Raw genomic sequence first — 25,510 nt, 5'->3', positions numbered from 1 at the left:
CGTCGCCACAAATTAGCCGCTATATGCGGCTAATTTGCGTGAAAGCTCACGCCGTCACGCTGGTGTCTCGTCGATGCAGAATATCGAGCAGGAACTCGAACGACGAGCGGATATCCTTCTCCATCGCGGCGCGCGCCGACGCAGCGTCGCGCTTCTCGAATCCTTCTATCACGATGTGATGGTAGTTGGTGCCGGCCGTGTTGTACGGCACTTCCTGATTGCGTTCGACTTCTTCCGTAATGACCCGCATGTAAGGCCCGCATTGCAGCCACACCGTCTCGATCAACTGAGGCAGCACGGTTGAGCCGGACAGGCGATAGATCAGGAAATGGAACTCCTGGTTCTTGACGAGGCTTTCGTGGATGCCGTCGTGTTTGATCGCAAGTTCGTGTTCGGCGATCAGCCGCTTGAGCTTGCGCACGGCGGCTTCGTCTGCGTGCGCGCAGGCCATTTCGGTGGCCAGGCCTTCGAGCGCAATGCGCGCTTCGCACAGATCCTGCAAATGCTTGGTGGTCACCTCGGGCACCTGAATCGTGCCGTTCGGTAAAGCCACCAGCCCATTCTCCACCACGAGTTGCCGCAGCGCTTCGCGCACGGGCATGGCGCTCGAGCCGAAACCCTCGGCGAGCGTGGCGACGGTCAACTGGGTACCGGGTTCAAAACGCCCTTGCATGAGCGAGGTGCGCAACTGCGTATAAATCGACTCCTGCATCGTCGACCGCTTTACGACGCGCTGGATCTGGTCAGCCATGATTGCTCCGTGATCGTTAGATCAAAACTCCCTGAATTTTATCATTTTGATTGTGGATCCGGCGCTCCAGACTACCCTCCGTTCCGTCTGAAAGTATCATCCGCCAAAAAAATGGCGCGCAATTTTTTGTTTTGATCAGTTTATAAGCGCCAATTTCAATGCGGAACCAGCCGGAAAGTCAAACGGCGCGGCGAGACCGCAGCGGCAGCCGGAGTTTGCTATGAGGCAAAAAAAAGCCGGTCAGAGAAGAATTTCTGACCGGCGAAGATAGCAACAACAAACATCACGAGGAAAACTTTACAGCGGGGCGCGAAACCTCACAGCGCGTCGAAGAACGCCTTCATGCGCGCCATCGCTTCGACGATCCGCTCCTTCGATTCCGAGCCGAAACACACGCGCAGGTGGCCTTCGCCGGCGCTGCCGTAAAAGCTGCCTGCTTCCACGACCACGCGCGCCTCGACCAGAATGCGATCCGCGCATTCCTGCGCGCTCAGTCCGGTCGCGCTGATGTTCGCGAACGCGTAAATCGTGCCTTCGGGGCGCGCGCAAGTGACATTGCGCATCGTATTGAGCGCATCCACGACGACGTCGCGCTTGGCCTTGTCGTCGTTCACGAGTTGCGCGAGCACGGCGCGCTCACCCGTCACGGCCGCGAGCGCGCCCGCCTGAATGAACGTGTTGACATGCGTGACATCGTTGGCCGTGATCTTCAGCAGGCCGGGCATCACATCGGCGGGGGCGGTCATGAAGCCGACGCGCCAGCCGTCCATCGCAAAAGACTTGGTGAACGCGAACATCGAGATCGTGCGCTCCTTCATGCCCGGAATCGAGCCGATGCTGATGTGCTTCGCGTCGTCGTAGACGATCTCTTCGTAGACTTCGTCGGACAGCACCACCAGATCATGACGAATGGCGAGATTCGCCAGCGCCTGCAATTCGTCGCGGCTATACACGCGGCCGGTCGGATTGGCGGGATTGACGATCACGATTGCCTTGGTGCGCGGCGTGATCGCGGCTTCGATTGCGGCCGTGTCGATGGAAAAATTGTTCGCGCGGTCCAGATCGACGATCACCGGCTTGCCGCCCGCCAGTTCAATCTTGCCGATGTGCTGCGGGTAATACGGCGCGAGCAGGATCACTTCATCGCCTTGATCGATCAACGCGAAGAAGGCGGCGAACGACGCATGCGTGAGGCCGTTGGTGACCAGAATGTCGTCGGCCGTTACGTCGAGGCGGTTGAATTCGCGCAGCTTGCCCGCCAGCGCTTCGCGCAATGCCGGAAGCCCGCGCATGTCGCTGTAGTGGACTTCGCCTCGCATCAGCGCATCCACGGTGGCCTGCTTGATCGGCAACGGGGTGTCGGCGTGCGGGCAGCCGAGTTCCAGATGAATCAGGTCGGCGTTATCGCCCGGCAGATTGCGGGCTTTTTCGTACATGCCATACGATTTTTTCGACGTTTCGGTGATGCGTTTAGCGAGTTTCATGTATCGGTTCCAGGGTGTCGCTGCCCGCCGTCACAGAAGACGCGGGTGCGGACCGGGTTGGTAAAAAAGTACGCAGCGAAGTTCGCGGCGACGGCTCAGACCGGCTTGCCTTCACTGCTTGCCCAGTTGGGCATCAACGTATTGGTCGGCAGGCTTTCGTCGATCATCTTGCGGGCGGTCTCGATTCCGGCGACGGGCAGGCCCGCCGGATCGAGCGCGCCGATCTGCACTAGCACCGACGCCTGGTCCCAGTAGATGTGCTCGTTGTAGAGCTTGTCGCCGCGAAAACACACGACCGCCAGCATCGGAATCTCGAAGTACTTGCCGGTGGGCGCGAGGCCGGGCAGCAGCCAGTCGATCTCGCGATCGTGGGTCGCACAGAACACGAATTCGTCGACGATGCGATCGGTGCCGATCGTGCGCGAAATTGGAATCAACCGGGTGTCGGCCGGATTCGCATCGACGAAGTGATATTTGTAGAAACGCTTGAGCTGGTCATGGCCGACACCGCCCGTCATGGTCGGCACATGGTTGACGTAAGGTTCGGCCACCATGGTCGGCATGATCGCATTCACGTCGCGCGTGGCGAACTCGTAGTAGCAGTGTTTTTCCCAGAGAGCGTCGAGGTCGTGTACCGGGCCGAGTACTTTGCGCAATACCGCGAGCGTTCTCGAATACGCCATCAGCGTGGCCGGTTTGTTGAAGTGCTCGCGCTCCGGTGTCGCAAATGCGTGATCACAACCCGGATAGACGTATTGTTCGATCTGCGGCTGGACGGCCAGTGCGCGCATGATCGTCTCGCGCGTGTCGAGCGGGCAGAACGCATCGTCGCCGGCGAAGTGGAACACCATCGGACACTGGATGCGCGGTGCTTCGTCGAGAAATGCATCGAGCCCGACGCCGTAGTAGCTCACCGCGCAGTCGATCGACGTGCGTGCCGCTGCCAGCATGGCGAGTTTGCCGCCGAGGCAATAGCCGATCGCGCCGATCTTGCCCGCGTGTTCGGGCTGAGCGCGCAAAGCCTGCATGGACGATTCGATATCGCGCAAGGCGAGGTCGAGATCGATTTTGTCGTTGAATTGCAGCGCCTTTGCGAAATCCTGCTCGCCGTAACCCAGCACGACGCCAGGCTCCATGCGCCAGAACAGATCCGGCACCAGCACCACATAGCCTTCTTCCGCGAAGCGGTCGGCCATCGACTTCATGTAGTCGTTGATACCGAAGATTTCCTGCAGCAGGATCAGCCCCGGTCCCGAACCTTGCGCGGGCGTAGCCTTGTAAGTGGCAAACGATTTGCCGTCGTGACTCGTTACCTCGATGAAGCGTCCCATTCGTTCCTCGTCAATTCGCTTGAATGCCTGTGGTGGTCGCGCGTGCTCGTCAACCGGCAGAGGCGGCGCGTGCGCCGACGATCTGCGTCTGAATCGTGAGGCGATCGGCGGCCAGCATGCGGGCTACGTCGTTCGCCATCTGACCGACATAGACTTCACGCTCGCCGCCGTCGAGCGCAGCCAGTGTTGCGTGGACGACCGCATCGGTCGACAGCTTGTCGCCTTCGTAATCGCGGCTCATATCGGTGTCGATGGCGCCCGGCATCACCGCAAACACGCGCACGCCGTGCGGCGCGAGTTCGGCGTCGAGCCCTTCGGACAAACGCAATGCCGCCGCTTTCGACGCGCACAGCGTGGTCATCGGCGCGAGCGTGATGCGCGCGAGGATCGAGAGGATGTTGACCATCGCCCCGCGCGCCGCGATCAGTTGCGGCGAGAACGCCTGCGCCATCGACAGCGTGGCGAAGTAGTTGACTTCCATTTCCCGGCGCGCGGAGTCGGGCTGACTCGCCGACAACGCGCCCGCCTGGAAGTTGACGCCTGCGTTGTTGATCAGCAGCGTGACGTCGGTGGCGATGCGCGCGGCGGCTTCGACCTGACTGGCATCGGTGACGTCGAGTTGCAGCGGCACCACGCGGCTATCGGCCGGATACGCGGGGTGTTCGGCCGGGCGGCGCATGGCCGCATAGATTTTGCCGGCGCCCTGCGCGAGCAGGACTTCCACGAATTTCGCTCCGAGGCCACGGTCGGCGCCGGTGACCAGCGCGACGGTATGTTTATCGATCGTCATCGGAAAGAGGGCAGTTAAGGTAGGCGGGCGGCGCGAAACCACGGTGGCGCCGGTCGTGCTGCGTGTCAGATGATGTGGAAGACGTCCTGGCTGTCGGCGAGCATCGCGGAGAGGCGCTCGACATCCTCGGGCAGCATCCACTGCTTGTCGGCCAGTCGCGAGGCGGCTGCGACCAGCGCTTTGCGCCACGCCTGTTCGTTGCCGTAGCGCGCTTCGAATGAGGCACGGCGGTCACGCGGAACAGCGGCCAGAACGTCACCGCGTGCGAACGGGACGTATGAGCCATAGACGCTATACAGGCCGCCCGGCGCATAGCCCGGCGCGCGCAGAGCCCATCCCGCATGCGTTCCCAGCGGGACCTCGACAAACGGATGACGAATGCCGGCCGTGCCGTTGCCGTCCTGATCGACGGCGGGCACGAAGACCGGATAACGATCCCCTTCGCGCGGCGGCACCGAGTCGTGATCGAGCAGCCGCAGCTCGTTGATCACGCCGGGTCCTTCGAGCCCCGTCGCGCCTTCGAAACGTTCGACGAATTGCGCGAGCGTCCACCATCCGCCATTCGCGTGGGAAGGAAACGCGCTCGCAGGCGGCTCGATTCCATCGTCGACCCATCGACGCATGGCGACCAGCAAAGCACGCAGCGTTGCACCGTAGGTGAGCGGGTTGCTCGCGTACAGCACAACCGGTGAGTTCGGCAACGGATAGTCGCCATGCGCGATACCGGTGACGAGATAAAGACGCACATCGGGATCGTCGGGCAGGTCGCGTCCCTCGCAATCCGTCGCGACCAGCGACGCTCGCGCGGACCAGACTTCGGAGTCCGTATCCATATGCATCAGCTTCGGCGCAGTGCCTGAAGCACGCGCTTTTGCGAAGATGCCGTCGGTTTTTCCGCTGATCGGGTCGCTCAGCGTTTGATAGGCGAACGGGAATTGATCGCCCGGAAAGCTGTGATCTTCATGCTGGCGAGAATAGCGGCCTGGCTGCGAAAACGGCGCGTTGACCCATGCGCGGCGCGAACCGGAAATGATCGGCACCGCGCCGTCGAAGACGATTTGCGAGTCGAGACTCTCGTTGAAGCCCTGATAGATGAAGTCGCGCAGCACGCGTCCGCTTTGCGACAGACCGAAGCCGAGCGCGCGCGTTGGCTGACCGTTCGCGGGTGCGAGCGGATTCGGTGTGCCCTCGCTGTCCTGGGTTTCGTACTTCAAAAACGCCATGACGTCGCGCACGCTCGCATAGCCGAGGCCCATCACCACCGGGTCTTGTGCGTCGTAAATGAATTCGAAAATTGCGCCGCGGTCGAGCTTGCAATCGGGCAGACGGTCGATCTGAATCCGGTTCCGGTCGAGAAAGCGCCACTGGATTCCTGCTGCGGCCACTCGCGGATCGCGCTCGTTCTGCCGCGCGGTGAGGCTCGCGCTCGACGCGTCCAGAGTGGCGGCCGGATACGACAGCGTGAGCACGTAGCTGTCGCTGCTGAGTTCCTGAAGGATCGCCCCGCGAATGGAGTCCGGCGCATCGAGCACGAACTCTTCCCAGCCCTTGCCGACGATAGGTTGACCGTCGCGTGTGGCCACCGGGAACTGCGCCAGCATACGGCCGCCACCCGGCTCGACATTGCCTTGCCACGCGGTCCAGACGATCGAATAGCCCTCGTGCATCAGGAAGCCGTTGCCGATGTCCTCCGGCTGGGTCGGCAACGCGACCACGGGCGCATTGTTGATGCGCACCACGCCTCGCTGGGTGCCGCGATTGAGCCACTCGTAAAACAGCCAGCCATTGCCGCGAGCGAGATCGACGGGCTTATAGATATGAAAGTCGACGCTGTATTCGACCATACCGTTCGACGCACGCGGTGCGTGCACGAGGTTCGCGATGTCGCGGTTCAGCGGCGCGTCGGGGTCGATCTCGCAATGAGCGCGCCCCGACACCAGTTCGTAGCTGCCGACACATCCGTCCTTGCCGAACGCGACGCCCTCGAACACCGGCTGACGCGACAGGATTTCCAGTTTTTTGACGCCTGGCATTGATCGTTCTCCAGCTTTCAGGATTGCTCGACGGGTTGCGCCACGATACGCAGATAAGGGCGCAGCACCTGCACGCCAGCGGGATACATCTGCTCGGCTTTGTCCTGCGCGAGCGACGGCGGCAGCATCACCGGTTCGCCTTCAGTCCACGTCGACGAGGTCGCGACCCGCTTGCTCGCGGTGAGTTGCACTGCCTTGAGGGTACGCAGAATTTCGCTGAAGTTGCGGCCGTTCGTGACCGGATAGGTGAGCGTTATCGCGACCCGGCGATCCGGCGCGATCAGATAAGCCGAGCGCAACAGCGACGGCGACGATGCGTGCGGGTCCAGCAAGCCGAGCAGCGCGGGCACTTCACCGGCCGGATCGTTGATCAGCGCAAACGTCGGCGTGCATTCGAGCATTTCGCGCAGATCCTCGAGCCACGCCGACACCATGTCCTGCGGATCGACCGAGATGCCTAGCACGCGTGCGCCGCAGCGCTCGAATTCGGCGTGCAACTGGTCCAGTGCGACGAATTCGGTGCTGCAGGTCGGCGACATCGATTTGAATGCGAAAACGAGGGCCCAGCCGTCGCCGAGCCAGTCGGCGAAATTCATCGGGCCCTGGTTCGACACGGCTTCGAATTCAGGCAGCAAGGTTCCAACTGAGAGCGTCATGCGAATAGTCCTGTCCGGTCGTTCGAGGCAGCCTGAGTGGTGCTGCTGCCGTCCGTCACGTGGAAAAATTATTTGATCAAATGATCGTTGGACTGAGTTTCGCTGTGTAAAAAAGCCATGTCAAGCCTTTTGTTCCCGATAATGACGGAGCGTCGACCCGATCAATCCGTGAAAAATTTGCCAGTTGCACAATTAATTATTATTTGATCAAATGATTTCGAGCGTGAACGGGAGGTCGTCAGAGCGGCCGTCGGGACACGAGAAATTAAGTGGAGAAATCATGAGTTCCAAAAGCATTGTCGTGTCGGAAGCGCGCAGCGGGTTGCAGATCCGTTTCCAGTTGCTGGAGCAGCAGGCGCCGGAAAGCACTGAATTCCTGTGGGATTTGCTGGCGACGCCGCGTGAGATGCCGGCGATTCATGCCATGTGGACGGGCCCGGAGATCTCCTGCCCGATTCCGACCGAGATGATCGATCCGCAACGCAATGCTCGCGCGTTGGCGCCGGAAAACGCGACGGTCACGCCGCAGGCCGGCGACCTGGTGCTGGCTTATGTGCCCGCGAAAATGTGGGGCGGCAATCCGCAGCCTGTATTCGACCTGGGCTTCTTCTACGGTCCAGGCGGCCGGATGCTGTTCCCGATCGGCTGGCTCGCCGGGAACGTGGTGGCGCGCGCCGATCGCGACGATCTCGACGCGCTGGCGAAGGGCTGCGGCGCGATTCGCCGTGCCGGTGCGTGCACGCTCAGCCTGTCGAGGGCGTAAATGGCTCCGCAAGCTCATCGGCACGCGCTCCGGCAAAACTACTGGCCCACTGCGGCCGGCGCGGCCATCGCCTTTCCCCGGCTCGATGCCGATATCGACTGCGACGTGGTCGTGATCGGCGCAGGCATCATGGGACTCAACGCGGCGCTCGAACTGGCCGGCCGCGGGGTCAGCGTGGCGGTTGTCGAGGCGGAACATCCGGCTGCGGCGGCCTCTGGCCGCAATGGCGGTCTCGTGGTGCCGAGCCTGCCGCGTGTCGGTCCGCTCGACGTCGTGCGGCTGCTGGGCGATCGCTACGGACCGGAGCTGGTGCGGCTCGTCGCGGACGGCGCGCAAACGGTGTTCAGTACGATTGAGCGCCATCAGTTGAAGTGCGACGCGGTGCAGGGCGGCTGGATCAACCCGGCGCATGCGGGAGAACTGGTGGAGGGCCTGCAGGCGCGTGTTTCGGCATGGCAGCGCGCCGGCTCGCGGGCGACCTGGCTTAACGCAGCGGAAGCCAGACAACGGATCGGCAGCGACACGTTTCATGGCGCGCTCTACGACCCAAGCGGCGGCCATCTCAATCCGTTCGGCTATACGCAGGAACTGGCGCGGGTGGCGTCGGAAAAGGGAGCCCGGATTTTCTGCGAGTCGCCGGTGTTGCGCGTCGGGTCTGGTGGTGGCCGCTATGTCGTGCACACACCGACCGGCTCTATCACGGCCAACACCATCCTCCAGTGCACGAATGCGATGCAGGGCGGCCCGCAGTCGCTGGCGCCAGCCGTTGCGCGCAGCTTCGTGCCATTGACGGTGTTCCAACTGGCCACTCAGGTTATTTCTGCTGACGTGCGCCGTACGATCCTCAAAGGCAATGAGGCTTTGTCGGACACCCGCAACAATCTGTTCGCATTGCGCTTCACGGCAGATGGACGGATCGTGACGGGCGGTATGGCGCCGGTGTCGCAATGGATGGCGGAGCCGCGTCTGCTGCGTTCGCTGGCGCGGCGCATGGAGCGGATTTTCCCCCAGCTCTATGAGGTGAAATTCGATTTCATCTGGAGCGGCGGCGCGGCGTTGACGCCGGACTTCCTGCCCCGGCTTTTCGAGGTCGGCAAAAACTGGTTCGCGCCGCTCGGATGCAATGGCCGGGGTATCGCCATGACGACCTCGTTAGGACAGCGCCTCGCTTCTTACGTCGTGGATCGCGATCCTGAAGTGCTGCCGCTGCCCATTACCTCGGCGGCGCCGATCAAGGCTCACACGTTCGCCCGTTATGTACCGCAGCTTCTGCTGCCGGTGGGCATCCTGCAGGATGCGATGCGTCGCTAGTCACCTGGTAATCCGTATCAATCTGAAGCGCGGCTACGCTCTCGTGCGTGACTGAGCCGCTCGCGTATTTTGTGGAGAATGAATGATGGAAGCGATCGAATCTCCGATCAGGCTCGTGAAGCAGGTGGACTCCGATCACGTCGTGTTTCCGCACGACGACGGTTCGCGGGTTCCGTACAAGGTATTCAGCTCGCAAGCCGTGTACGAGCGCGAGCAGGAGCGCATCTATCGTGGGCCGACGTGGAATTTCGTCGCGCTCGAAGCGGAAATTCCCAACGCGGGCGACTACAAAAGCACCTTCGTCGGCGACACGCCGGTGGTCGTCACGCGTCTGGAAGATGGCTCGCTATCGGCCTGGGTGAACCGCTGTGCGCATCGCGGCGCATCAGTGTGCCGCAAGGCACGCGGCAACGCGACATCGCATACCTGCGTGTATCACCAGTGGAGTTTCGACAACAGCGGCAACCTGCTCGGTGTGCCGTTCCGTCGCGGACAGAAAGGCATGACCGGCATGCCCGCCGATTTCGATCCGAAGAATCACAGCCTGCGCAAACTGCGGGTGGACAGCTACAAGGGCCTGGTGTTCGCATCGTTCAGCGATGAAGTCGCGCCGTTGCCCGAGTATCTCGGCGCGGAAATGCGGCCTTGGATCGACCGCATTTTTCATAAGCCGATCGAGTATCTCGGCTGCACGCGGCAGTATTCGAAGTCGAACTGGAAGCTCTACTTCGAGAATGTGAAGGACCCGTATCACGCGAGCATGTTGCATCTGTTCCATACGACCTTCAACATCTTCCGTGTCGGTATGAAAGCGCGTTCGATACCCGACGCGACTCACGGTCTGCACAGCATCATCACGGTCACGAAAACGGGCGAGGACACGTCGGCGGCCTACAAGCAGCAGAACATCCGCTCGATGGACGAAGGCTTTTCGCTCGAAGACGACACCGTGCTCGGTCATATCTCAGAGTACGAAGAAGACACGACGAATCACATCCAGCCGATCTTCCCGCAACTGGTGGTCCAGCAGATTCACAACACGCTGGTCGCGCGTCAGTTATTGCCGAAAGGCCCGAACAATTTCGAACTGGTTTTCCATTTCTTCGGCTACACGGACGACACGCCCGAGTTGCGCGAACTGCGCATCAAGCAGGCGAATCTCGTCGGCCCCGCAGGCTATATCTCGATGGAAGACACCGAAGCCACCGAACTCGTCCAGCGCGGCACGATTCGCGACGGCGATGCGACCTCGGTCATCGAAATGTCGCGCGGCAATCCCGAGCAGCAGGACACGGTGATTACCGAAAGCCTGATCCGCCGCTTCTGGGTCGGTTATCAGAAATTGATGGGCTATTGAAAAGGGTACGCAGATGGAAGCGATGAAGCTGTGGTTCGAATTGCACATGCTGCAGAACCAGTACATCAGTCACCTCGACAACGACCGGCTCGAAGCATGGCCGACGTTGTTCACCGAGGACTGCACCTACGAGATCGTGCCGAAGGAAAACGCCGACATGGGCTTGCCGATCGGCATCATCTATTGCACGAACCAGCGCATGCTGCGCGATCGCGTGGTGTCGTTGCGCAACGCGAACATCTATGAAGATCACACGTACCGGCATATGACGTCGGGGCTCGTCGTTACCGGTGAAGAGAACGGTGTGATCGAAACCGAGAGCAGCTACGTCGTGGTGCAGACGCGCTCGAACGGCGAGTCCGACGTGTACCAGGCGGGCAAGTATTACGACCGCGTGGTGCGTACGCCGGACGGTTTGCGCTATCTGGGTAAGCGCGTGGTGTACGACACGTCGCGAGTGCAAACGCTGCTCGCGACGCCGATCTGAAGGAGGGCATATGGAACAGACACTCGAAAACTGGCAACCCATTGGTGTGCTGGACGATTTCACCGAAGGCGAACCCGCTGCAGTTTTTGCGGGCGACCGGCAGATCGCGGTGTTCCGCCTCGGTGAGGAAGTGTTTGCGTTGAACGACCTCTGTACGCACGGTCATGCGCGTCTGTCGGACGGCTATGTGGAAGACGGTTGCGTCGAATGTCCGCTGCATCAAGGTCTGATCGACATCCGCACGGGCGCGCCACGTTGCGCGCCGATCACCGAGGCGGTGCGTGCGTTTCCGATTCGTATCGTCGACTCGCGGGTTGAGATTCATGTCGACTGACCGGCATGTGATCGTCGGAGCGGGACATGCAGCGCGACGTGCGGCGGAAACGTTGCGCGCACGCGATCCCGGCGCGCACATCGTGATGATCGGCGCGGAGCCCCATGCGCCCTACGACCGGCCGATCCTGTCGAAAGATGCGTTGCTCGCGGAGGGTGGCGAACAGAAAGCGTTCATTCGCGACGCTGACTGGTACGGCGCGCAGGATATCGCGTTGCGCCTGTCCACGACCGTCGACGCGATCGATCGTGAGCGTGCGGTTGTTCATCTGCACGACGGCAACGAAGTGGCCTACGACCGGCTGCTGCTCGCCACCGGCTCCCGCGTGCGATCGTTCGACGGACCGGTCGATCCGCGCGTGCCGTTGCACTACGTGCGTACGCTGGCCGATTCGCTCGCGTTGCGCGCTGCGCTCGCGCCAGGCAAACAGGTGGCGATTCTCGGCGGCGGCTTTATCGGACTCGAAGTAGCGGCTGCGGTCACGCAGGCCAACTGCACGGCAACCGTGATCGAACCGGCAAGCGTGTTGCTGCGGCGTTCGTTGCCACACGCGGCAAGTCAGTTCGTGGCCGCATTGCACACGCGCCGTGGCGTGAATTTATGGCTCGATACGACGCCCTCAGCAATCGGCTATCGCAACGGCCGTGCGCTGATCGAGACCAGTCGAGGCGAACTCGAGGCGGACATCGTGGTAATCGGAATCGGCGTGCTGCCGAATATCGAACTCGCGCAGGCCGCCGGTCTCGACGTGAACAACGGCATTGTCGTCGACGAGCAATGCCGTACTGCCGATCCCGCCATCTTCGCCGCGGGCGAGGTGACGCAGCATTTCAATCCGCTACTGGCACGGAGTGTGCGCATCGAATCGTGGCAGGTCGCGGAGAATCAGCCCGCGATCGCGGCGGCGAACATGCTCGGCGACAGTCAGGTTTATGCAGAGTGGCCGTGGCTCTGGTCGGATCAGTTCGACTGCAATATCCAGACACTCGGCATGATCGAGGCGGAGCACAGGCTGATGACGCGCGGCAATCCCGAAGAAGGTCCGTTCTGCGTGATGGCGCTCGACGAGGCCGACCGGTTGCGCGCGGTCGTCGCGATCAATGCGGGGCGGGAGATGGGTGCGTGCAAGCGCCTGGTTGCAGCGGATCGTCCGCTCGATCCCGCAGGGCTGGCCAATCCGGCTGTGCCACTCCGATCGATGTTGATCAACTAGGCTGGAAATCGTTGGGGTTGCGAGCGGTCCGTTCTCCAAACCTTGGGTTTCGGGGATGGCCGCTGTTCGTCCATGCCGCGTGAAAACCCGCTAAATGAAGGCTTTTGTGCGTCTTGTCGTAATTCGCTTGACAGCCGATTTTTGCCCACAAAAAATCAGTCTCGATCACATAATTATTTGATCAAATATTCGGGCGAAGCGGATCGAGGAGTAATCTCGATCTGACGTCGTCAGGCTCGAAATCTGGAAAAGGGGAGTCTCGTGTCGAGTACCAATGAATTCAAGACGGGGTGGGGCATCATTCTTGCCGCGACCATCGGCATCGGCACCAGCCTGACGACGATGGCGTCGTACAGTGCGGGTGTCTTTCTGCCGTCGCTCACCAAGACCTTCGGCTGGGCCGATTCGCAAGTCATGCTCACGTTCATGATCCTGTTCTTCGGATCGAGCCTGGTCGGACCGTACATCGGCACGCTGGCCGACCGCGTCGGTCCGCGCAAGATCGTGCTGGCGTCGGTAATCGGTCTCGCGATCGGATGGATGCTGCTGGCGTTCTCCAACGGTTCGATCGCGATGTTCTATCTGACGTATGCGGTCATCACGCTGCTGGGTGCAGGCACGCTGCCGGTGACGTGGACGAAGAGCGTCGTCGTGCATTTCAAACAGCATCGCGGCATTGCGCTTGGAATCTGCCTGGTCGGTACCGGCATCTTCGGCGCGCTGATCAAGCTCTACACTTTTCACATGATGGCGCTGGTGGGATGGCGGCTCGCTTATGTCGGGCTCGGCGCTTTCCTGCTGGTGATCACGCTGCCTATCGCCTTCATCTTCTTCCGCGAACCGAAGGTCGATGCCGCCAGCGCCGCCGTTGCAACCAGCGATGCGTCTGCCGCAATTCCAGGCCTCGCGTTCGGGCAGGCATTGAAGACGCCCGCGTTCTGGCTGCTGACCGCGAGCTTTTTCCTGCTGTCACTCGCGCTCGCCGGTATTGCGCCCAATCTCGAACGCTTCTGGACACGCTCGGGATTCAGCATGAGCGACGCGGTGAGCATCGCATCGTGGTACGGCATCGGTATCGTGATCGGTCGGTTGCTGACAGGCTGGTTTCTCGATCGCATCTGGGCACCGGTTGTCGTCTTCTGCATGCTGTTGCCGTGTGCGTTGTCGTTCGTGCTGCTGGCGCATGGTGTGACGAGTTTCTGGGTCGCTTCGCTGCTGGTGCTGATCGTGGGAACGTCGTCGGGCGTCGAATACGATGCGCTCGCCTATCTGGTGTCGCGTTACTTCGGCATGCGTGCGTACAGTGCAATTTATGGCGGCGTGTTCATCGGTTTTGCAGTCGGCGCAGGGCTGGGGCCGTTTTCGTTCAGCAAACTGCTGACCGTGCTCAACGGCTACGACGCTGTATTGTTGATCAATGCGGTGGTGGTCGTTGCGGGCGCGGGCGTGCTTCTTCTGCTCGGCGCGTATCCCCGCTTTGCCGGCATCGGCGATGAAACGAGGCCGACTCGCGAGCGGCCGTTTCAAGCCAACATTTCAGGCGAAGTGAAGTAAGGCTCGCCAGCTATCTGTAATAGGAGTTTCTGTGGCACATACGATCGAATCTGTACCCATTCTTTCATCCAGTCCCGGCACCCAGCGCTCGCTGAAAGTGCACCGCATCGGTCAAGCCGGCGCGCGTCCGAAAGCGTACTTCCAGGCCGCGTTGCATGCGAACGAAACGCCGGGACTGCTGATCGGCCATCATCTGCTCGACCTCGCGCTGGCTGCCGACCGGGCAGGCAAGTTCAAGGGTGAACTGGTGATCGTGCCGTATGCGAATCCGATTGGTCTGTCGGATAACGTTCTGGGTAATCAGATCGGTCGGGAAGCGCTCGATGGCGGCGGCAATTACAACCGTGGTTGGCCCAGTCTGAGCAGCGGCGTGGCGGCGCGTGTCGAAGGCAGACTCGGCGCCGACGCCGAAACGAATAAGGCCGTCATTCGCGCGGCGTTGAAGGAGACGCTCGACGCGCTCAAGCCGGCCAACGAAGTGCAGTCGCTTCAGACCACGTTGCTCAAGCTCGCCATCGACGCGGATTTTGTGGTCGACTCGCATACGGAACTCGTTGCTATCGCGGGGATGGTGGTGGCGCCCTGGTGCGAGGCGATGCTCGATCCGTTCGTCGCCGAGATCGATCCGGGCCTGGTCCATGTCACGGATACGCCAGTGTTGTTCGACGGTACATGCAGCAAGCCCTGGCATGATATGGCGCAGCAGTTCGGCGGGCGCTTTCCGATTCCGCAGGGCAACGTCAGTGTGACGATCGAAATGCGCGGCGCGGCCGATGTGTCGGATGAACTCGCGCGCGGCGACGCAGAAGCGATCTTCCGGCATCTGGCGCGAATCGGCGTAGTGGAAGGCGAGTTCGACGCGAATGCAAAGTGGGCTGGCGAGAAAACCCCGCACGAAGCGATTTCGATGATGCGTACGCCGGTGGGCGGCGTAATCGTTTATCCGTTTCCGCTGGGCACGGACGTGAAAGCGGGCGATGTGATCGCGGAGATCATCGACCCTGCCGCCGACGATCCTGCACAGGCTCGCACGCAGATTCGTGCGCTGCGTCCTGGGCGGCTTTACGCGGCTGTGTCGAACCGCCTGGTGCGGCCGAACGACATCGTGATCAAGATCGCGGCAAACGATTTTGCGCGTGTTTGATCCGGGTTTCCGGGAGACTGCGCGGGCCTGTGCTAAGGGAAACTCGGCGGAGTAGTTACCGCGTTCGGGTTTCCACTGAATCGAATCGTTGTCGATTTACCCTCGCATTGCGCGTCGTGTGGATGAGAGCCAAACTATCAACTGGCTTTCTGACCACTTCGCTCACATCCCGGAGGGACGCGCAATGACCAAGGTAAAAGTTGCTGGATTCAGTGTGTCGCTTGATGGCTTCGCTGCCGGTACTGCCCAGAGTGTCGATCATCCGCTGGGTATGCGAGGCGAGGAGCTATTCCAGTGGTTTTTCCCCACGCGCACTTTTCGGCAGATGGTCGGAAAAGAAGACGGTGACACGGGCCTTGATGACCAGTTCGCCCGGCGAGCAATGGACGGCTTCGGCGCTTTCATTCTCGGCCGCAATATGTTCGGGCCGGTTCGTGGAGAATGGCCGGACGATCAATGGAAAGGATGGTGGGGCGACAATCCGCCGTACCATGCACCGACCTTTGTACTCACGCATCATCCGCGATCATCCATCGAGATGCTGGGCGGAACGACATTCCATTTCATTTCCGATGGCATTGAGAGCGCGCTCGAAAAGGCGCGCGAAGCGGCAGCCGGAAAGGACGTCAAGATTGGCGGCGGCGTCGAAACCGTGAAGCAGTATATTCGGGCCGGTTACGTCGATGAAATTCACCTTGCTTTTGCGCCGACTGCGCTCGGCCAGGGAGAGTCGCTCTTTAGCGGCCTCGATCTTCGCGCTCTGGGTTATCGGACCGTCGAGCACGTATCGTCGGAACGGGCCACGCACATTGTCCTCGCGAAATAGCGTCAGCAAAAGGTTGGCTGGTGTCCTCCGGCGAGTGCCTACAGAGATAATGCCGGTGTTTGAGCGAGGGAAATGATCAACCCATGCAGACGCATCGATGCGGACGCTTGTCGGTCCGCTGGCCGGTCGCCGCCGCAGGTTGCAGAGGCGATTCACGGCTACGCAGCCAACCTTCAGGCCGGTCTGACGCGATAGACTCCCGGCTGAACACATCTCAGCCACGACACGGACTTCACGGTCCTCGAGGAGAAGCAGCGGCATGGACCGGATGGCAGCAATGGAAACGTATGTGAGCGTAGTGGAGGCGGGCTCGTTCTCGGCAGCCGCCAAGCGGCTCAAGCTCGGACAACCTGCCGTGTCGAAGTCGGTCGCGCAACTCGAGGAGCGGCTCGGCGTGCGACTCCTGTTGCGCTCGACACGCGGCCTGACGCCCACTGATGCAGGTCAGCGCTTCTACGAGCACGCAAGGCGCGCAATCGAAGAAGTGGACCTCGCCGAGCATGTCGCGCGCGACGCGTCTACCGGACTATCCGGCGTACTGCGCGTCAGCGCAGCCGTGACCTTCGCGCGGCTGCATATTCTGCCCGCACTCAAGACATTTCTGGACCGGCACCCTAACTTGCAGATCGATATCGTGCTGGACGATCGCACCATCGATCTGCTCGAAAATGGTGTGGACGTAGCGCTGCGCATGGGCTCGCTAGACGACTCGACGATGACCGCACGCCGCATTGCGCAAAGCCGTCGACGGGTTGTTGGAACGCCTGCGTATCTCGCTGAAGCGGGCGTGCCGAAGACGCCTGCGGACCTCAGCCAGCATCAGGTGATCGTGTATTCGTTGCGAGGCGGTGGTGAGTCGTGGGCATTCAGCCAGCACGGCAAGGAAGTGGCGGTGGTGGTGTCCGGACGCGTCAGCGTGAGCGCCGCCGAGGGCATGCGTACGACCTTGCTCGGCGGCATGGGCCTGGCGATTGCATCGGAATGGATGTTCTCGCCGGAACTTGCCGACGGCACGGTTCAGGCCGTACTGACCGATTGGGAATTACCGTCGATCGACCTGTGGGCGGTCTTCCCGGCCGGACGCCTGGTGAGTGCGAAGGCGCGGGCATTCGTCGCCTTCGTCGAAGAGATACTTGGTGCCGCTGGCTACAGCCAACGCGGCACGCCATCAGAAAACTAGCTTGCCGAATGACGCGCCGCTGTTGACAGATAACGCTCCTCGTCCTCGCTACCCGGCGGATTGTTCGCGGGTAACAGCTTGGCTCAGGCGTTGGCCGTCGCTTTCTCCAGAACCGGAAACATGTCCGACGGGTCAGGACGACGCGTGTAATCCGGGTTGACCTCGGAATACAGCACGATGCCATCCTGTCCGATGACGTAGCGCGCGGGCATCGGCAAGGTCCAGCCTGGGTCGTTGTTGAACGCCGGCAGATCGTTCTTCAGGTTCCTGTACAACTCGACCAGATAGTCGGGCAACGCGAAACGCAAGCCGAAGTCGGCGCCTGTCTGACCGTTCACATCGCTCAGCACCGGAAAGCCGAGTTCGTTGGTGCGCACGGACTTGCGGCTGTTGACTGCTGTCTGCGGCGAGATCGCCACGACATTCGCGCCATAGGCCTGAATCTGCGGCAGAACTTCATTGATCGCCTGCAATTCGATATTGCAGTACGGGCACCAGACGCCGCGATAGAACGTCACGACAAGGGGTCCTTTCACCAGCAGCGCTGCGGACGACACATCGTTGCCGTTCTGATCCTTCAGATTGAAATGCGGTGCGCGGTCGCCAGCCTTGATCGCGCGGCCCGCTTGCCCGCTCGCAATCAGCTCGGCTGTGGCGCGTTCCATCACCGGGTGAATCTCCGGAGGCGCGTTGAATGGCGGCTTGCCCGCCTTGAAGTTGGCCCGGAATGCGTCGAGTTTGTCTTGCAGTGACATGGGTGTTCTCCGTTGAGAGGAATAGAGGAATCGGTAGATTCAGGCTGCGTTCTGCGTTGCGAGCCAATTCGGCTGTGGTAGTCAGGTCGAGCGCCAGGCCGCAGCCGATGCCTTTATCGGTCGTGCGACGCAGGCGCTGGGTCAGTCCTATCTCAGGCAGCGACAGCGACTGGTTTGGTCCACTCGTTGCCGGCCATGAAACCGTCGAGTTCGGTGTGAACGATGTGGTTGGTGTAGTTGCTCATCACCTTCGTCGCCACGCCCAGAATCACTTCGAGGACGTTCTGACGGGTGTAGCCCGCGGCGAGAAATGCGTCGACATCGGCGTCGGGAACGAAGCCCCGTTCACGCACCACGAGCGTCGTGAAATGATGTAGCGCTTCGAGTTTTACATCGGGCAGCGGCGTGCCGGCTCGCAGCGCGGCGATCACGCCGGCGTCCATTTTGATCATCTTCGCCAGCGTACTGTGACCGGCCATGCAGTAGTGGCAGTTGTTCTCGAAGTTCGAGGTCAGGTAGACGACCTGCTGCTCGTGCGGCGTCAGCGTGCTCTTCGAGAACAGGTCCCACAGCGCCGAGTAACCGGCCAGCAGCGCGGGCGACTCCGCCATATGCGCCTGAAGATTGGGAACGAAGCCGAAGGCCCGCTTCGTGTCTTCGAGGACGGCCTTCGAAGCGGCCGGTGCGTTATCGATCGTGTAGGTTTGGAAGTTGCTCATCGTTTTGCTCCTGTTGGTTGACGGTGAGCAAATGATGAAGTTTGGCCTCCTTTCGAAGAAGGCAGGCGCCGTCGATAACAGTCATTCCTGGCAGGCATAAAGCGAAGAGGATTGAACTGGGCTGCTTCTCCATGAATAAGCGGATCTCCGAAGCGGAGGTACCCACGCGACCTTACTGCGCTCGCAAGTGACATCGCCAGCGAAAATCCCCAGTGTCCTGCCAGTGCCTTCCGACCACCTGCCCATCGGTCATTTGACCGATACCGTGGCAACGCCTTCCTTGCGATCCTTGCGTTCATACCAGTCGCATGCGCCCAACCAGATAGTGCCCCGGCATGACAGCGGCAATTCCAGTTGAACCAGCGATCTGCATCTGGCTGCGCTCGCCGATGGCCGCAGCGCACTTCCTACATTGGCTACGAAGAGATCGCTTTGAACAACGCAATCGTTCATCCCGTATGGGTTCGCACGTTTCACTGGATTAACGCCGCGACCGTGGTTCTCATGTGCATGAGTGGCTGGCAGGTCTACGAGGCGTCGCCCCTATTCCAGACCGTCCGGTTTCCTGCGTCGATCACGCTGGGTGGCTGGCTAGGAGGCGCGCTGCTCTGGCACTTCGCCGCAATGTGGATACTCGTTGCCAATTTCTTCGCGTATCTGGTTTTGGGATCGATTACTGGGCGGCTGCGCCGGACCCTGTTCCCCGTCACGATTCGCGCGGTTGCAACCGATCTCGTCGCGGCACTGCGCGGCAAACTCAGCCACCGTGATCCCAGTCAGTACAACGCCGTGCAGAAGCTCGCATATCTCGTCGTCATTGCTGACCTTGCGCTGGTGATCGCGTCCGGCCTGACGATCTGGAAGCCGGTGCAGTTTCCTGTTCTGCGCACGCTAATGGGCGGCTTCGACAACGCGCGCATCGTCCATTTCATTGCGATGAGCGTACTGACGGGTTTTCTCGCGATACACGTCGTCATGGTCGCGCTAGTGCCGCGATCTTTACTCACCATGATCCGGGGACGATAACGATGACGTCGAATAAAGATAAGCGGATGCCCGACGCAGCGTCCATCATCAAGGACGCGCAAAAAGAACTGGGTTCGGCTTCGCGCCGCCTGTTCGGCAAGCGCATGCTGACGCTCGGTGGCCTGGCCCTGTTGTCCGGCTGCGATCTGACAAACGACAAGTCGGTGAACCGGCTGTTGCGCACCATCTCCTCGTTCAATGACGGTGCGCAGGCGCTGCTGTTTGACCCACGCAGGCTTGCGCCGACCTATCCAGAGTCGATGATCACGCGGCCTTTCCCGTTCAACGCGTTTTACGACATCGATCAGGTGCCGGACATCGATGCACAGACCTACCGGCTCGAACTGACAGGTCTCGTCAAAGGCAAGCGCATCTGGACGCTGGCTGAACTCGATGCATTGCCGAAATGCAGTCAGGTTACGCGGCATATTTGCATCGAAGGTTGGAGCGCTATCGGCAAGTGGGGCGGAGTGCGCTTTTCCGATTTCCTGTCGATGGCCGGTGCGGATACGACGGCGAAATATGTCGCGCTGCATTGCGCTGACAACTACTGGACGAGCATCGATATGCCAACAGCGCTGCATCCTCAGACGCTTCTAACGCTGACCTTCGACGACCAGATGTTGCCGCCGAAGTATGGATTCCCGATGAAGTTGCGCATGCCGACCAAGCTTGGCTACAAGAACCCGAAGCATATCGTCGCCATCACCGTGACCAACGAATTTCCCGGCGGCTATTGGGAAAACCAGGGCTACAACTGGTTCGGCGGATCGTGATCCGCCAGCCCGCCAACAGCTTTATCCCCTCAAATCAACGGAGCGTTTATGTCCATTCGTATCAAGCTTGCTGCCTCCCTCGTCGCATTCACGCTCGCTAGCGCGTCGTTTGCACAATCTCCCGCGATAAAGCCTGAGCGTATCCGCGGCGATATCGTGTCGTTGTCGGGCAATGCGTTGACCGTACATCGCCGTAGCGGCGATACCGTGACGCTTACCTTGACCGACGCGTCGAAGGTCAGCGCAGTGAAGACAATCCAGCTCTCCGATATCAAACCGGGTTCGTATGTCGGGGCGGCAGCCATGCCCGGTCCCGACGGCAAACTGACCGCGAGGGAAGTGCTGGTGTTCCCCGAAGCCGCGCGCGGAATGGGCGAGGGGCACTATGCCTACGATCTCGGCGCCAACAGTTCGATGACGAATGCCAATGTCGACACGGTTGTCGAGGGCACGAGCGGACGCGATCTGAAACTTTCGTACAAGGGTGGCAGCAACACGGTCACGGTGCCGACCAGTGCGCCGGTCGTGACGCTCGCGCCTGCAACGCGGGCTGATCTGATCGCGGGCAAGAAGGTGTTTGTCGTCGCGGTCCCGGCTAACGGCGGAGCACATGACGCGCAATTTGTCGTGGTCGAAAAGGACGGCGTCGTACCGCCGATGTAATCGGCTTCGGCGTCGCAGCGTGACTCAGGTGAACGTCGTGTGGCAGTGGTTGCTGCACGGCTTGAGCGTACTGGTCATGTACCAGCCATGGCACCGGAGAGTTCACCCGCACGCCGCGCACGACCTATGGCTTGATTGGCGGCGTGCGTTGCGCGCCGCCTTCATCGACCAGTCTGGCGCGCGAGCGCGATCGTCAAAGCAGCCCCAGCGTCGACGCCTTCAGCGTCGCCGCTGCGCGCGACGAGCATTCGAGCTTGCGGAACACATTTTCGACATGAGTGCGAACCGTGCTTGGGCTGAGCGTCAATTCACGTGCAGCTTCCTTGTTGCTGGCGCCTCGCGAAATAACGCGCAGCACGTCGATTTCGCGCGCCGTCAATCGCACACTCTGCGACGTGCTGCTCACCGGCCGTTTGACGACGATAGCATCGTCGGACAGCAGCGCATTCACCACCTCGGCGTTTAAACGGCCGCGTGCGGCCTCGTCACGCAAGTGTCGTGCGGCTTCGTCGGCGGAGAAGGCCGCGCGCCACGGACGGACCGCGCGCAACGCGACATACATTACCGATGCCGCCAGCACGTTCGCTTCGAGCGTCAGCGATTGATCGCGCACTCCACGGAAATAGCCCGATCCGTCCGGCCTTTCGTACGCATACGATGCGAGTTCGGCCGCTTCTCCGAGTGCGCCGGCCTGCTTGCCGGCGCGCGATGTCCAGTACGGCACCAGCCTGACCTTTTCCCATGCGCTTTCGGATAAACGTTCGTTCGTATTCCAGATCCGGTTGGGCACCGATGCACGGCCAATACCGTGAACCAAGCCCGCGCGATAAACGCGTGCATGTGCCGATTTATCAGGCGTGAGCCGGGCGCAACATTCCGCGGCGGTCGCGGCGACTGCGCGCGAGAAGCCTGTCATCCACGGCAGCTTGAGATCGATGACGTCGGCGATCAATTCGACATCGGTGTCCTGTTGCATACGGGATGTCGTCAGCATGGCGTCTATGTCGGCGGCGGACGCCTGCTCCAGTTCCGTGAGCCAGCGCGCCGCGTTGCGGGTTGCCGTCTCGACGAGTTGTGCCGGATAGCGTGAATCGGCGCGCTGCGCAATCAGATCGAGCGTGCGCTCGATGCCATAGGTCCGGCTAAACGTTTCCATGTCGCCGGCAAGCGCGACGATGAGTACCGCTGTCGGCACTTCTTCGCGAGCGTGGTGAGCGGGCAGTCCGTGTCCATCCCACGACTCGAAGATGCGCCGCAACGCCGTTTCTGTCGAATGCGCAAGGCCCAACGTGCGGGCGACTTCGCCGGAGACCTCGCAGTGGATTTGCGCGAGCGGAGCAAGCACCGCGCCTGCTCCACCCAGCGCGTTGAGCGGCTCGGCCCAGCCCTGGCGGTCTTCAAGCATTGCAATACGGATGGCGATGTCGTCACCGAAAACATCGGCGAAACCCGCTGCGTTTGCCGTGCAACCCGACCAGCGCAGCAGCGAAGTTTCGCGGACCGCGTCGTTCGTAGTTGGGTCTACCCCGGATGCTTCGGCGAGGCGTGTCGCAAGCCATGCAGTGCGTAGCGAATGGCCGGTGGGCTGTCCCATGCTTAGATCGCCGATGAAGGCGAGGGCTTTCACAGCATCGAACACGCGCACCGCGGACAGGGGGACGTTGTCGTCGGTCATCGAAAGGAATGGATCAGTGCGGGTCGAACAGAACGCCAACTATACGCGAACCTTCTGGAACGCATCGGTCATTTGACCGATGCCGGCAACGCGAGCCGGATGCCATCATCTGTACCCATGCAGACGTCTTGTCCCGATGATCCCCGCGCGGTTCCGCCGACAGGTCATTGCAGCAGGAGCGTGGCGCGTCGCATCAGGCGACGCGATCGGCAAAATCCTCAAGGAGCTTCAATGGCTGCTCATCTTTCCGAAACCCTTCGTCTTCAGGATGAACGGTGGCTCAAGTATTTTTACTTTACGCGTGCTGCGTTCTCTGTGATCTGGGTCGCGCTTGCACTTATCGTCGGGCAGCATGTCACGGCGATCGGAGCCGCACTGCTGGTTGTTTATCCGTTATGGGATGCGCTCGCCAATTACGTCGATATGTCGCGTAGCGGTGGAATGCGCAAAAATTCGACTCAGGCTTTTAACGTCTTCGCCAGCCTGGCGATAGCGATTGCGGTAATCGTCGTGTTGCACGTCGATACAAACTCGGTGCTCGATGTATTCGGAGTCTGGGCCGTGATGTCCGGATTGCTTCAGCTTGCCACCGCTGTTCGTCGCAGGAAGTATTTTGGCGCGCAATGGGCAATGATTCTGAGTGGCGGCCAGTCAGCGCTGGCGGGTGTGCTTTTTATCGCACAGGCGCATGCGTCGGTGCCGCCCGCCATCGTCAAAGTGGCGGGGTACGCAGGGGTAGGGGCGATCTATTTTCTTGTTTCCGCTTTGTGGCTGTCTGCGGGCCAGCTTCGACGCAAGTTTGCGTCGGTTCCTTAAAGCGCTGACATTGAATTTGTTTTGATAGCGGGGAATCTGGACGTGCAGTGACGCCGCATTGGTCCGGCAACGCGTTTTCCAGTATTCGATCGGCTTATCTGAATCTGAATGTGCCGACCGGTTTTGTCGATCACCTGCCGACGCTGGTCGAGAGCAGCCTTGAAAGCGGTAATCTGATCGCACAGTAGTTCGAGGGGATTGCGCTGCGAAGCGATTCGCAGCGCTTTGGTCATGGTTTCCACGAGTGCAGAAACCCTACGGTACTCGCGCGTGTGCAACCATCAACGCTTCCGCTCTCCTCTAATCTGCTCAATGCCTGCGAGTTGCCATGACCTATCGCCCGTCGCGCTGTTGAGCAGGTGCCAGATCTCCTGGAACGGCTCAGCCGTAGGTGCATCGTCTTCGCGCATGTAGCCGTGAAACCGGATGCTGGCTACCGTTTCTTCCTGACTGGTGACCGTTTCCAGCAGTTCGGCTTCAAGCTGTGTGACGTCGGTCATGCCCGTCGAGCGACCCCGTATCTCCAGATCCTGCTTCAGACGCATGAACATCTCCGGCGTCGTCAACTCGAACAGATCGCCTTGTTCGTTAAGATCCGATGCGCGCTGAAGGCGCAAGAAAAGTTCTTTCGCCGATACCAGCAACTCTTCGCGGCCGGCATCGCTCGCCAGATAGGTTGCGTATGGATTGCCCGTTGTCTGAGCGTGTCCGGCTGCCGTCTGCCCCCAGGTCCGGGCCAATGGCGCCGTACCCGGCTGCCAGTTCCGATCCGGCTCATGCGAGCCGTTCGCCTGTTGCCGATTGGAGGCGCCGTGCCCATACGCGAATTGCGGACGGCGCCGTGCAGCGATAAAGCGGAACAGCATCACCGCGGCCAACACGGCGAGTCCGATCAACACTGCATTCGACAACATCTGCGCGAGTTCGGCCCCCAGTCCGAACGACGAAAGCAAAGCCGCGATACCTAACCCTGCGGCGAGACCCGCTAACGGCCCCATCCAGCGATTACCCGCAGCAGCGGCTGGCGCTGTTGCGGACTGCTGTGCAGGTTGTGCCTGCTGGCTGCGCTGCCCCTGCGTGGAAGGTGCTGCCGATTGCGACTGGCGTCCGATACTTTGGCCGCCTCCCACGCGTTTCGCTTCGGCTTCAGTGGACATTGCCGCGCCGAACGCAAGCAGCCCAGCCAATCCGAGTGCCGCCGTACCGCGCGTTATCGTTGCGGCCGCCTGTCGTAGGCGGGTGATGATCTGCGTAAACATAAAAGCCTCGTCGATAGATAAGTCGGAAAGCAACCGCTTTCACGTGTTTCCCAGGCGATGGTCGTCGCAACCATGCTTACGAACGGTAATGAACTTAACCGCCCATACTTGCGCTCACTGTCGAATGAGGCCGCGTTGAAACGGGCGTAAATCCGTTTCCATGGATGTAGTTTTCCAACTGCTGAATGGTGTTTTCCTGCTCGCAAACCACGTTCATGATCAGGTCGCCGATCGAGATCATTCCAACTACCTGGCCGCAATCGATAACCGGCAGATAACGAATGCGATGCTCGGTCATCAGCGCCATGCAGTGTTCTGTCGTATGGTCGGGACCGACGTAATGCACAGTCGACGACATCACGTCGCGCACCGTGGTTTGACGCGAAGAACGGTCTCGCAGCACCACTTTTCGCGCGTAGTCCCGCTCGGTGATGATGCCTGCCACGCGCCCGTTATCGACGACGATGAGTGCGCCGACCTGACGATGCGCCATCGTCGCAATCGCGTCGTAGACCGATGCGGATGCCTGCGTCGACCATACGGCTCCGGTCGCCTTTGAACGTAGAAAATGTGCAACCGTCGTCATAAACCGCCTCCGTTGCTGATC

26 protein-coding genes are annotated in these 25,510 nt (G+C 60.9%); 15 read left to right on the top strand and 11 right to left on the bottom strand.

Annotated features, from left to right (window positions below):
• Positions 1-46: 46 nt before the first annotated feature.
• From BLS41_RS30870 to BLS41_RS30845, 6 genes are all read right to left on the bottom strand, one after another.
• The gene (locus BLS41_RS30870; RefSeq protein WP_074771502.1) at positions 47-751 is read right to left on the bottom strand and encodes a GntR family transcriptional regulator; all 705 of its coding nucleotides are present in this window, start codon (positions 749-751) and stop codon (positions 47-49) included.
• 317 nt (positions 752-1,068) lie between these two features.
• Positions 1,069-2,235 (bottom strand): pyridoxal phosphate-dependent aminotransferase, encoded by a 1,167-nt coding sequence (locus BLS41_RS30865; RefSeq protein ID WP_074771501.1) that lies wholly within the window; start codon positions 2,233-2,235, stop codon positions 1,069-1,071.
• A 95-nt stretch (positions 2,236-2,330) separates the two neighbouring features.
• Positions 2,331-3,566, bottom strand: a complete 1,236-nt coding sequence (locus BLS41_RS30860; protein WP_074771500.1) for a dienelactone hydrolase family protein — start codon at positions 3,564-3,566, stop codon at positions 2,331-2,333.
• A gap of 49 nt (positions 3,567-3,615) precedes the next feature.
• Positions 3,616-4,356, bottom strand: a complete 741-nt coding sequence (locus BLS41_RS30855; protein ID WP_074771499.1) for an SDR family NAD(P)-dependent oxidoreductase — start codon at positions 4,354-4,356, stop codon at positions 3,616-3,618.
• A gap of 65 nt (positions 4,357-4,421) precedes the next feature.
• Positions 4,422-6,389 carry an alpha/beta hydrolase domain-containing protein gene (locus BLS41_RS30850; protein WP_083380167.1) on the bottom strand — a complete coding sequence of 656 codons (1,968 nt, stop codon included), beginning with the start codon at positions 6,387-6,389 and terminating at the stop codon, positions 4,422-4,424.
• Positions 6,390-6,406: 17 nt separating this feature from the next.
• The gene (locus tag BLS41_RS30845; protein WP_074771497.1) at positions 6,407-7,045 is read right to left on the bottom strand and encodes a redoxin domain-containing protein; all 639 of its coding nucleotides are present in this window, start codon (positions 7,043-7,045) and stop codon (positions 6,407-6,409) included.
• A 280-nt stretch (positions 7,046-7,325) separates the two neighbouring features.
• On the opposite strand from BLS41_RS30845, the gene BLS41_RS30840 reads away from it, so the two are divergent.
• The 10 genes from BLS41_RS30840 to BLS41_RS30795 all read left to right on the top strand — a co-directional run bounded on the left by BLS41_RS30840 (position 7,326) and on the right by BLS41_RS30795 (position 17,214).
• Positions 7,326-7,808, top strand: coding sequence for a DUF3830 family protein (locus tag BLS41_RS30840; RefSeq protein ID WP_074771496.1), 483 nt, complete (start codon positions 7,326-7,328; stop codon positions 7,806-7,808).
• Positions 7,809-9,119 (top strand): NAD(P)/FAD-dependent oxidoreductase, encoded by a 1,311-nt coding sequence (locus BLS41_RS30835; protein WP_083380166.1) that lies wholly within the window; start codon positions 7,809-7,811, stop codon positions 9,117-9,119. It begins immediately after the preceding gene.
• Between the two features lie 85 nt (positions 9,120-9,204).
• Entirely contained in the window at positions 9,205-10,476 is a 1,272-nt protein-coding gene (andAc, locus tag BLS41_RS30830) for an anthranilate 1,2-dioxygenase large subunit AndAc (RefSeq protein WP_074771495.1), read from the top strand.
• A 13-nt stretch (positions 10,477-10,489) separates the two neighbouring features.
• Complete coding sequence (gene andAd / locus BLS41_RS30825) at positions 10,490-10,963, top strand: anthranilate 1,2-dioxygenase small subunit AndAd (protein WP_074771494.1); 474 nt, start codon at positions 10,490-10,492, stop codon at positions 10,961-10,963.
• Positions 10,964-10,973: 10 nt separating this feature from the next.
• A complete protein-coding gene (andAb, locus tag BLS41_RS30820; RefSeq protein WP_074771493.1) occupies positions 10,974-11,297 on the top strand; it encodes an anthranilate 1,2-dioxygenase ferredoxin subunit AndAb in 324 nt (107 codons plus the stop codon).
• Positions 11,287-12,510, top strand: a complete 1,224-nt coding sequence (gene andAa / locus BLS41_RS30815; RefSeq protein WP_074771492.1) for an anthranilate 1,2-dioxygenase system ferredoxin--NAD(+) reductase — start codon at positions 11,287-11,289, stop codon at positions 12,508-12,510. The genes andAb and andAa overlap by 11 nt, the downstream gene beginning before the upstream one ends.
• A gap of 261 nt (positions 12,511-12,771) precedes the next feature.
• Positions 12,772-14,064: an MFS transporter gene (locus tag BLS41_RS30810; protein WP_074771491.1), complete on the top strand. Its 1,293-nt coding sequence runs from the start codon at positions 12,772-12,774 to the stop codon at positions 14,062-14,064.
• Between the two features lie 31 nt (positions 14,065-14,095).
• Entirely contained in the window at positions 14,096-15,208 is a 1,113-nt protein-coding gene (locus tag BLS41_RS30805; protein WP_171910355.1) for a succinylglutamate desuccinylase/aspartoacylase family protein, read from the top strand.
• Positions 15,209-15,392: 184 nt separating this feature from the next.
• Entirely contained in the window at positions 15,393-16,034 is a 642-nt protein-coding gene (locus BLS41_RS30800) for a dihydrofolate reductase family protein (RefSeq protein WP_074771490.1), read from the top strand.
• A 259-nt stretch (positions 16,035-16,293) separates the two neighbouring features.
• Positions 16,294-17,214 carry a LysR family transcriptional regulator gene (locus tag BLS41_RS30795; RefSeq protein ID WP_074771489.1) on the top strand — a complete coding sequence of 307 codons (921 nt, stop codon included), beginning with the start codon at positions 16,294-16,296 and terminating at the stop codon, positions 17,212-17,214.
• 83 nt (positions 17,215-17,297) lie between these two features.
• Here BLS41_RS30795 and BLS41_RS30790 read toward each other — a convergent pair whose 3' ends face one another.
• Both BLS41_RS30790 and BLS41_RS30785 read right to left on the bottom strand, forming a co-directional pair.
• The gene (locus BLS41_RS30790; protein WP_074771488.1) at positions 17,298-17,969 is read right to left on the bottom strand and encodes a peroxiredoxin-like family protein; all 672 of its coding nucleotides are present in this window, start codon (positions 17,967-17,969) and stop codon (positions 17,298-17,300) included.
• Positions 17,970-18,121: 152 nt separating this feature from the next.
• On the bottom strand, positions 18,122-18,688 hold the full coding sequence (locus BLS41_RS30785) for a carboxymuconolactone decarboxylase family protein (RefSeq protein WP_074771487.1): 567 nt from the start codon (positions 18,686-18,688) through the stop codon (positions 18,122-18,124).
• A gap of 432 nt (positions 18,689-19,120) precedes the next feature.
• Here BLS41_RS30785 and BLS41_RS30780 point away from each other — a divergent pair, with 432 nt between their 5' ends.
• The 3 genes from BLS41_RS30780 to BLS41_RS30770 are packed head-to-tail and all read left to right on the top strand — an operon-like array spanning position 19,121 to position 21,153.
• On the top strand, positions 19,121-19,714 hold the full coding sequence (locus BLS41_RS30780) for a cytochrome b/b6 domain-containing protein (RefSeq protein WP_074771486.1): 594 nt from the start codon (positions 19,121-19,123) through the stop codon (positions 19,712-19,714).
• A 2-nt stretch (positions 19,715-19,716) separates the two neighbouring features.
• On the top strand, positions 19,717-20,490 hold the full coding sequence (locus BLS41_RS30775) for a molybdopterin-dependent oxidoreductase (protein ID WP_074771485.1): 774 nt from the start codon (positions 19,717-19,719) through the stop codon (positions 20,488-20,490).
• A 48-nt stretch (positions 20,491-20,538) separates the two neighbouring features.
• Positions 20,539-21,153, top strand: a complete 615-nt coding sequence (locus BLS41_RS30770; RefSeq protein ID WP_074771484.1) for a hypothetical protein — start codon at positions 20,539-20,541, stop codon at positions 21,151-21,153.
• A gap of 193 nt (positions 21,154-21,346) precedes the next feature.
• Here BLS41_RS30770 and BLS41_RS30765 read toward each other — a convergent pair whose 3' ends face one another.
• Positions 21,347-22,828 carry an HD domain-containing phosphohydrolase gene (locus BLS41_RS30765; protein ID WP_074771483.1) on the bottom strand — a complete coding sequence of 494 codons (1,482 nt, stop codon included), beginning with the start codon at positions 22,826-22,828 and terminating at the stop codon, positions 21,347-21,349.
• A 231-nt stretch (positions 22,829-23,059) separates the two neighbouring features.
• Between BLS41_RS30765 and BLS41_RS30760 the strand changes: the two genes are divergently transcribed.
• Positions 23,060-23,644 carry a DUF308 domain-containing protein gene (locus tag BLS41_RS30760; RefSeq protein ID WP_074771482.1) on the top strand — a complete coding sequence of 195 codons (585 nt, stop codon included), beginning with the start codon at positions 23,060-23,062 and terminating at the stop codon, positions 23,642-23,644.
• A gap of 47 nt (positions 23,645-23,691) precedes the next feature.
• Positions 23,692-23,832, top strand: a complete 141-nt coding sequence (locus BLS41_RS39230; protein WP_171910354.1) for a hypothetical protein — start codon at positions 23,692-23,694, stop codon at positions 23,830-23,832.
• A 93-nt stretch (positions 23,833-23,925) separates the two neighbouring features.
• Here the strand turns inward: BLS41_RS39230 and BLS41_RS30755 are convergent, their stop codons facing one another.
• Positions 23,926-24,903, bottom strand: coding sequence for a Tim44 domain-containing protein (locus tag BLS41_RS30755; RefSeq protein WP_074771481.1), 978 nt, complete (start codon positions 24,901-24,903; stop codon positions 23,926-23,928).
• Between the two features lie 94 nt (positions 24,904-24,997).
• Positions 24,998-25,489: a CBS domain-containing protein gene (locus BLS41_RS30750; protein ID WP_074771480.1), complete on the bottom strand. Its 492-nt coding sequence runs from the start codon at positions 25,487-25,489 to the stop codon at positions 24,998-25,000.
• Positions 25,490-25,510 lie beyond the last annotated feature (21 nt).

The organism is Paraburkholderia fungorum (genome assembly GCF_900099835.1).
GTDB classification, from domain to species: domain Bacteria; phylum Pseudomonadota; class Gammaproteobacteria; order Burkholderiales; family Burkholderiaceae; genus Paraburkholderia; species Paraburkholderia fungorum_A.
The sequence above is the reverse complement of the archived record's forward strand: the minus strand, read 5'-3'. Positions and strand labels throughout refer to the sequence as shown.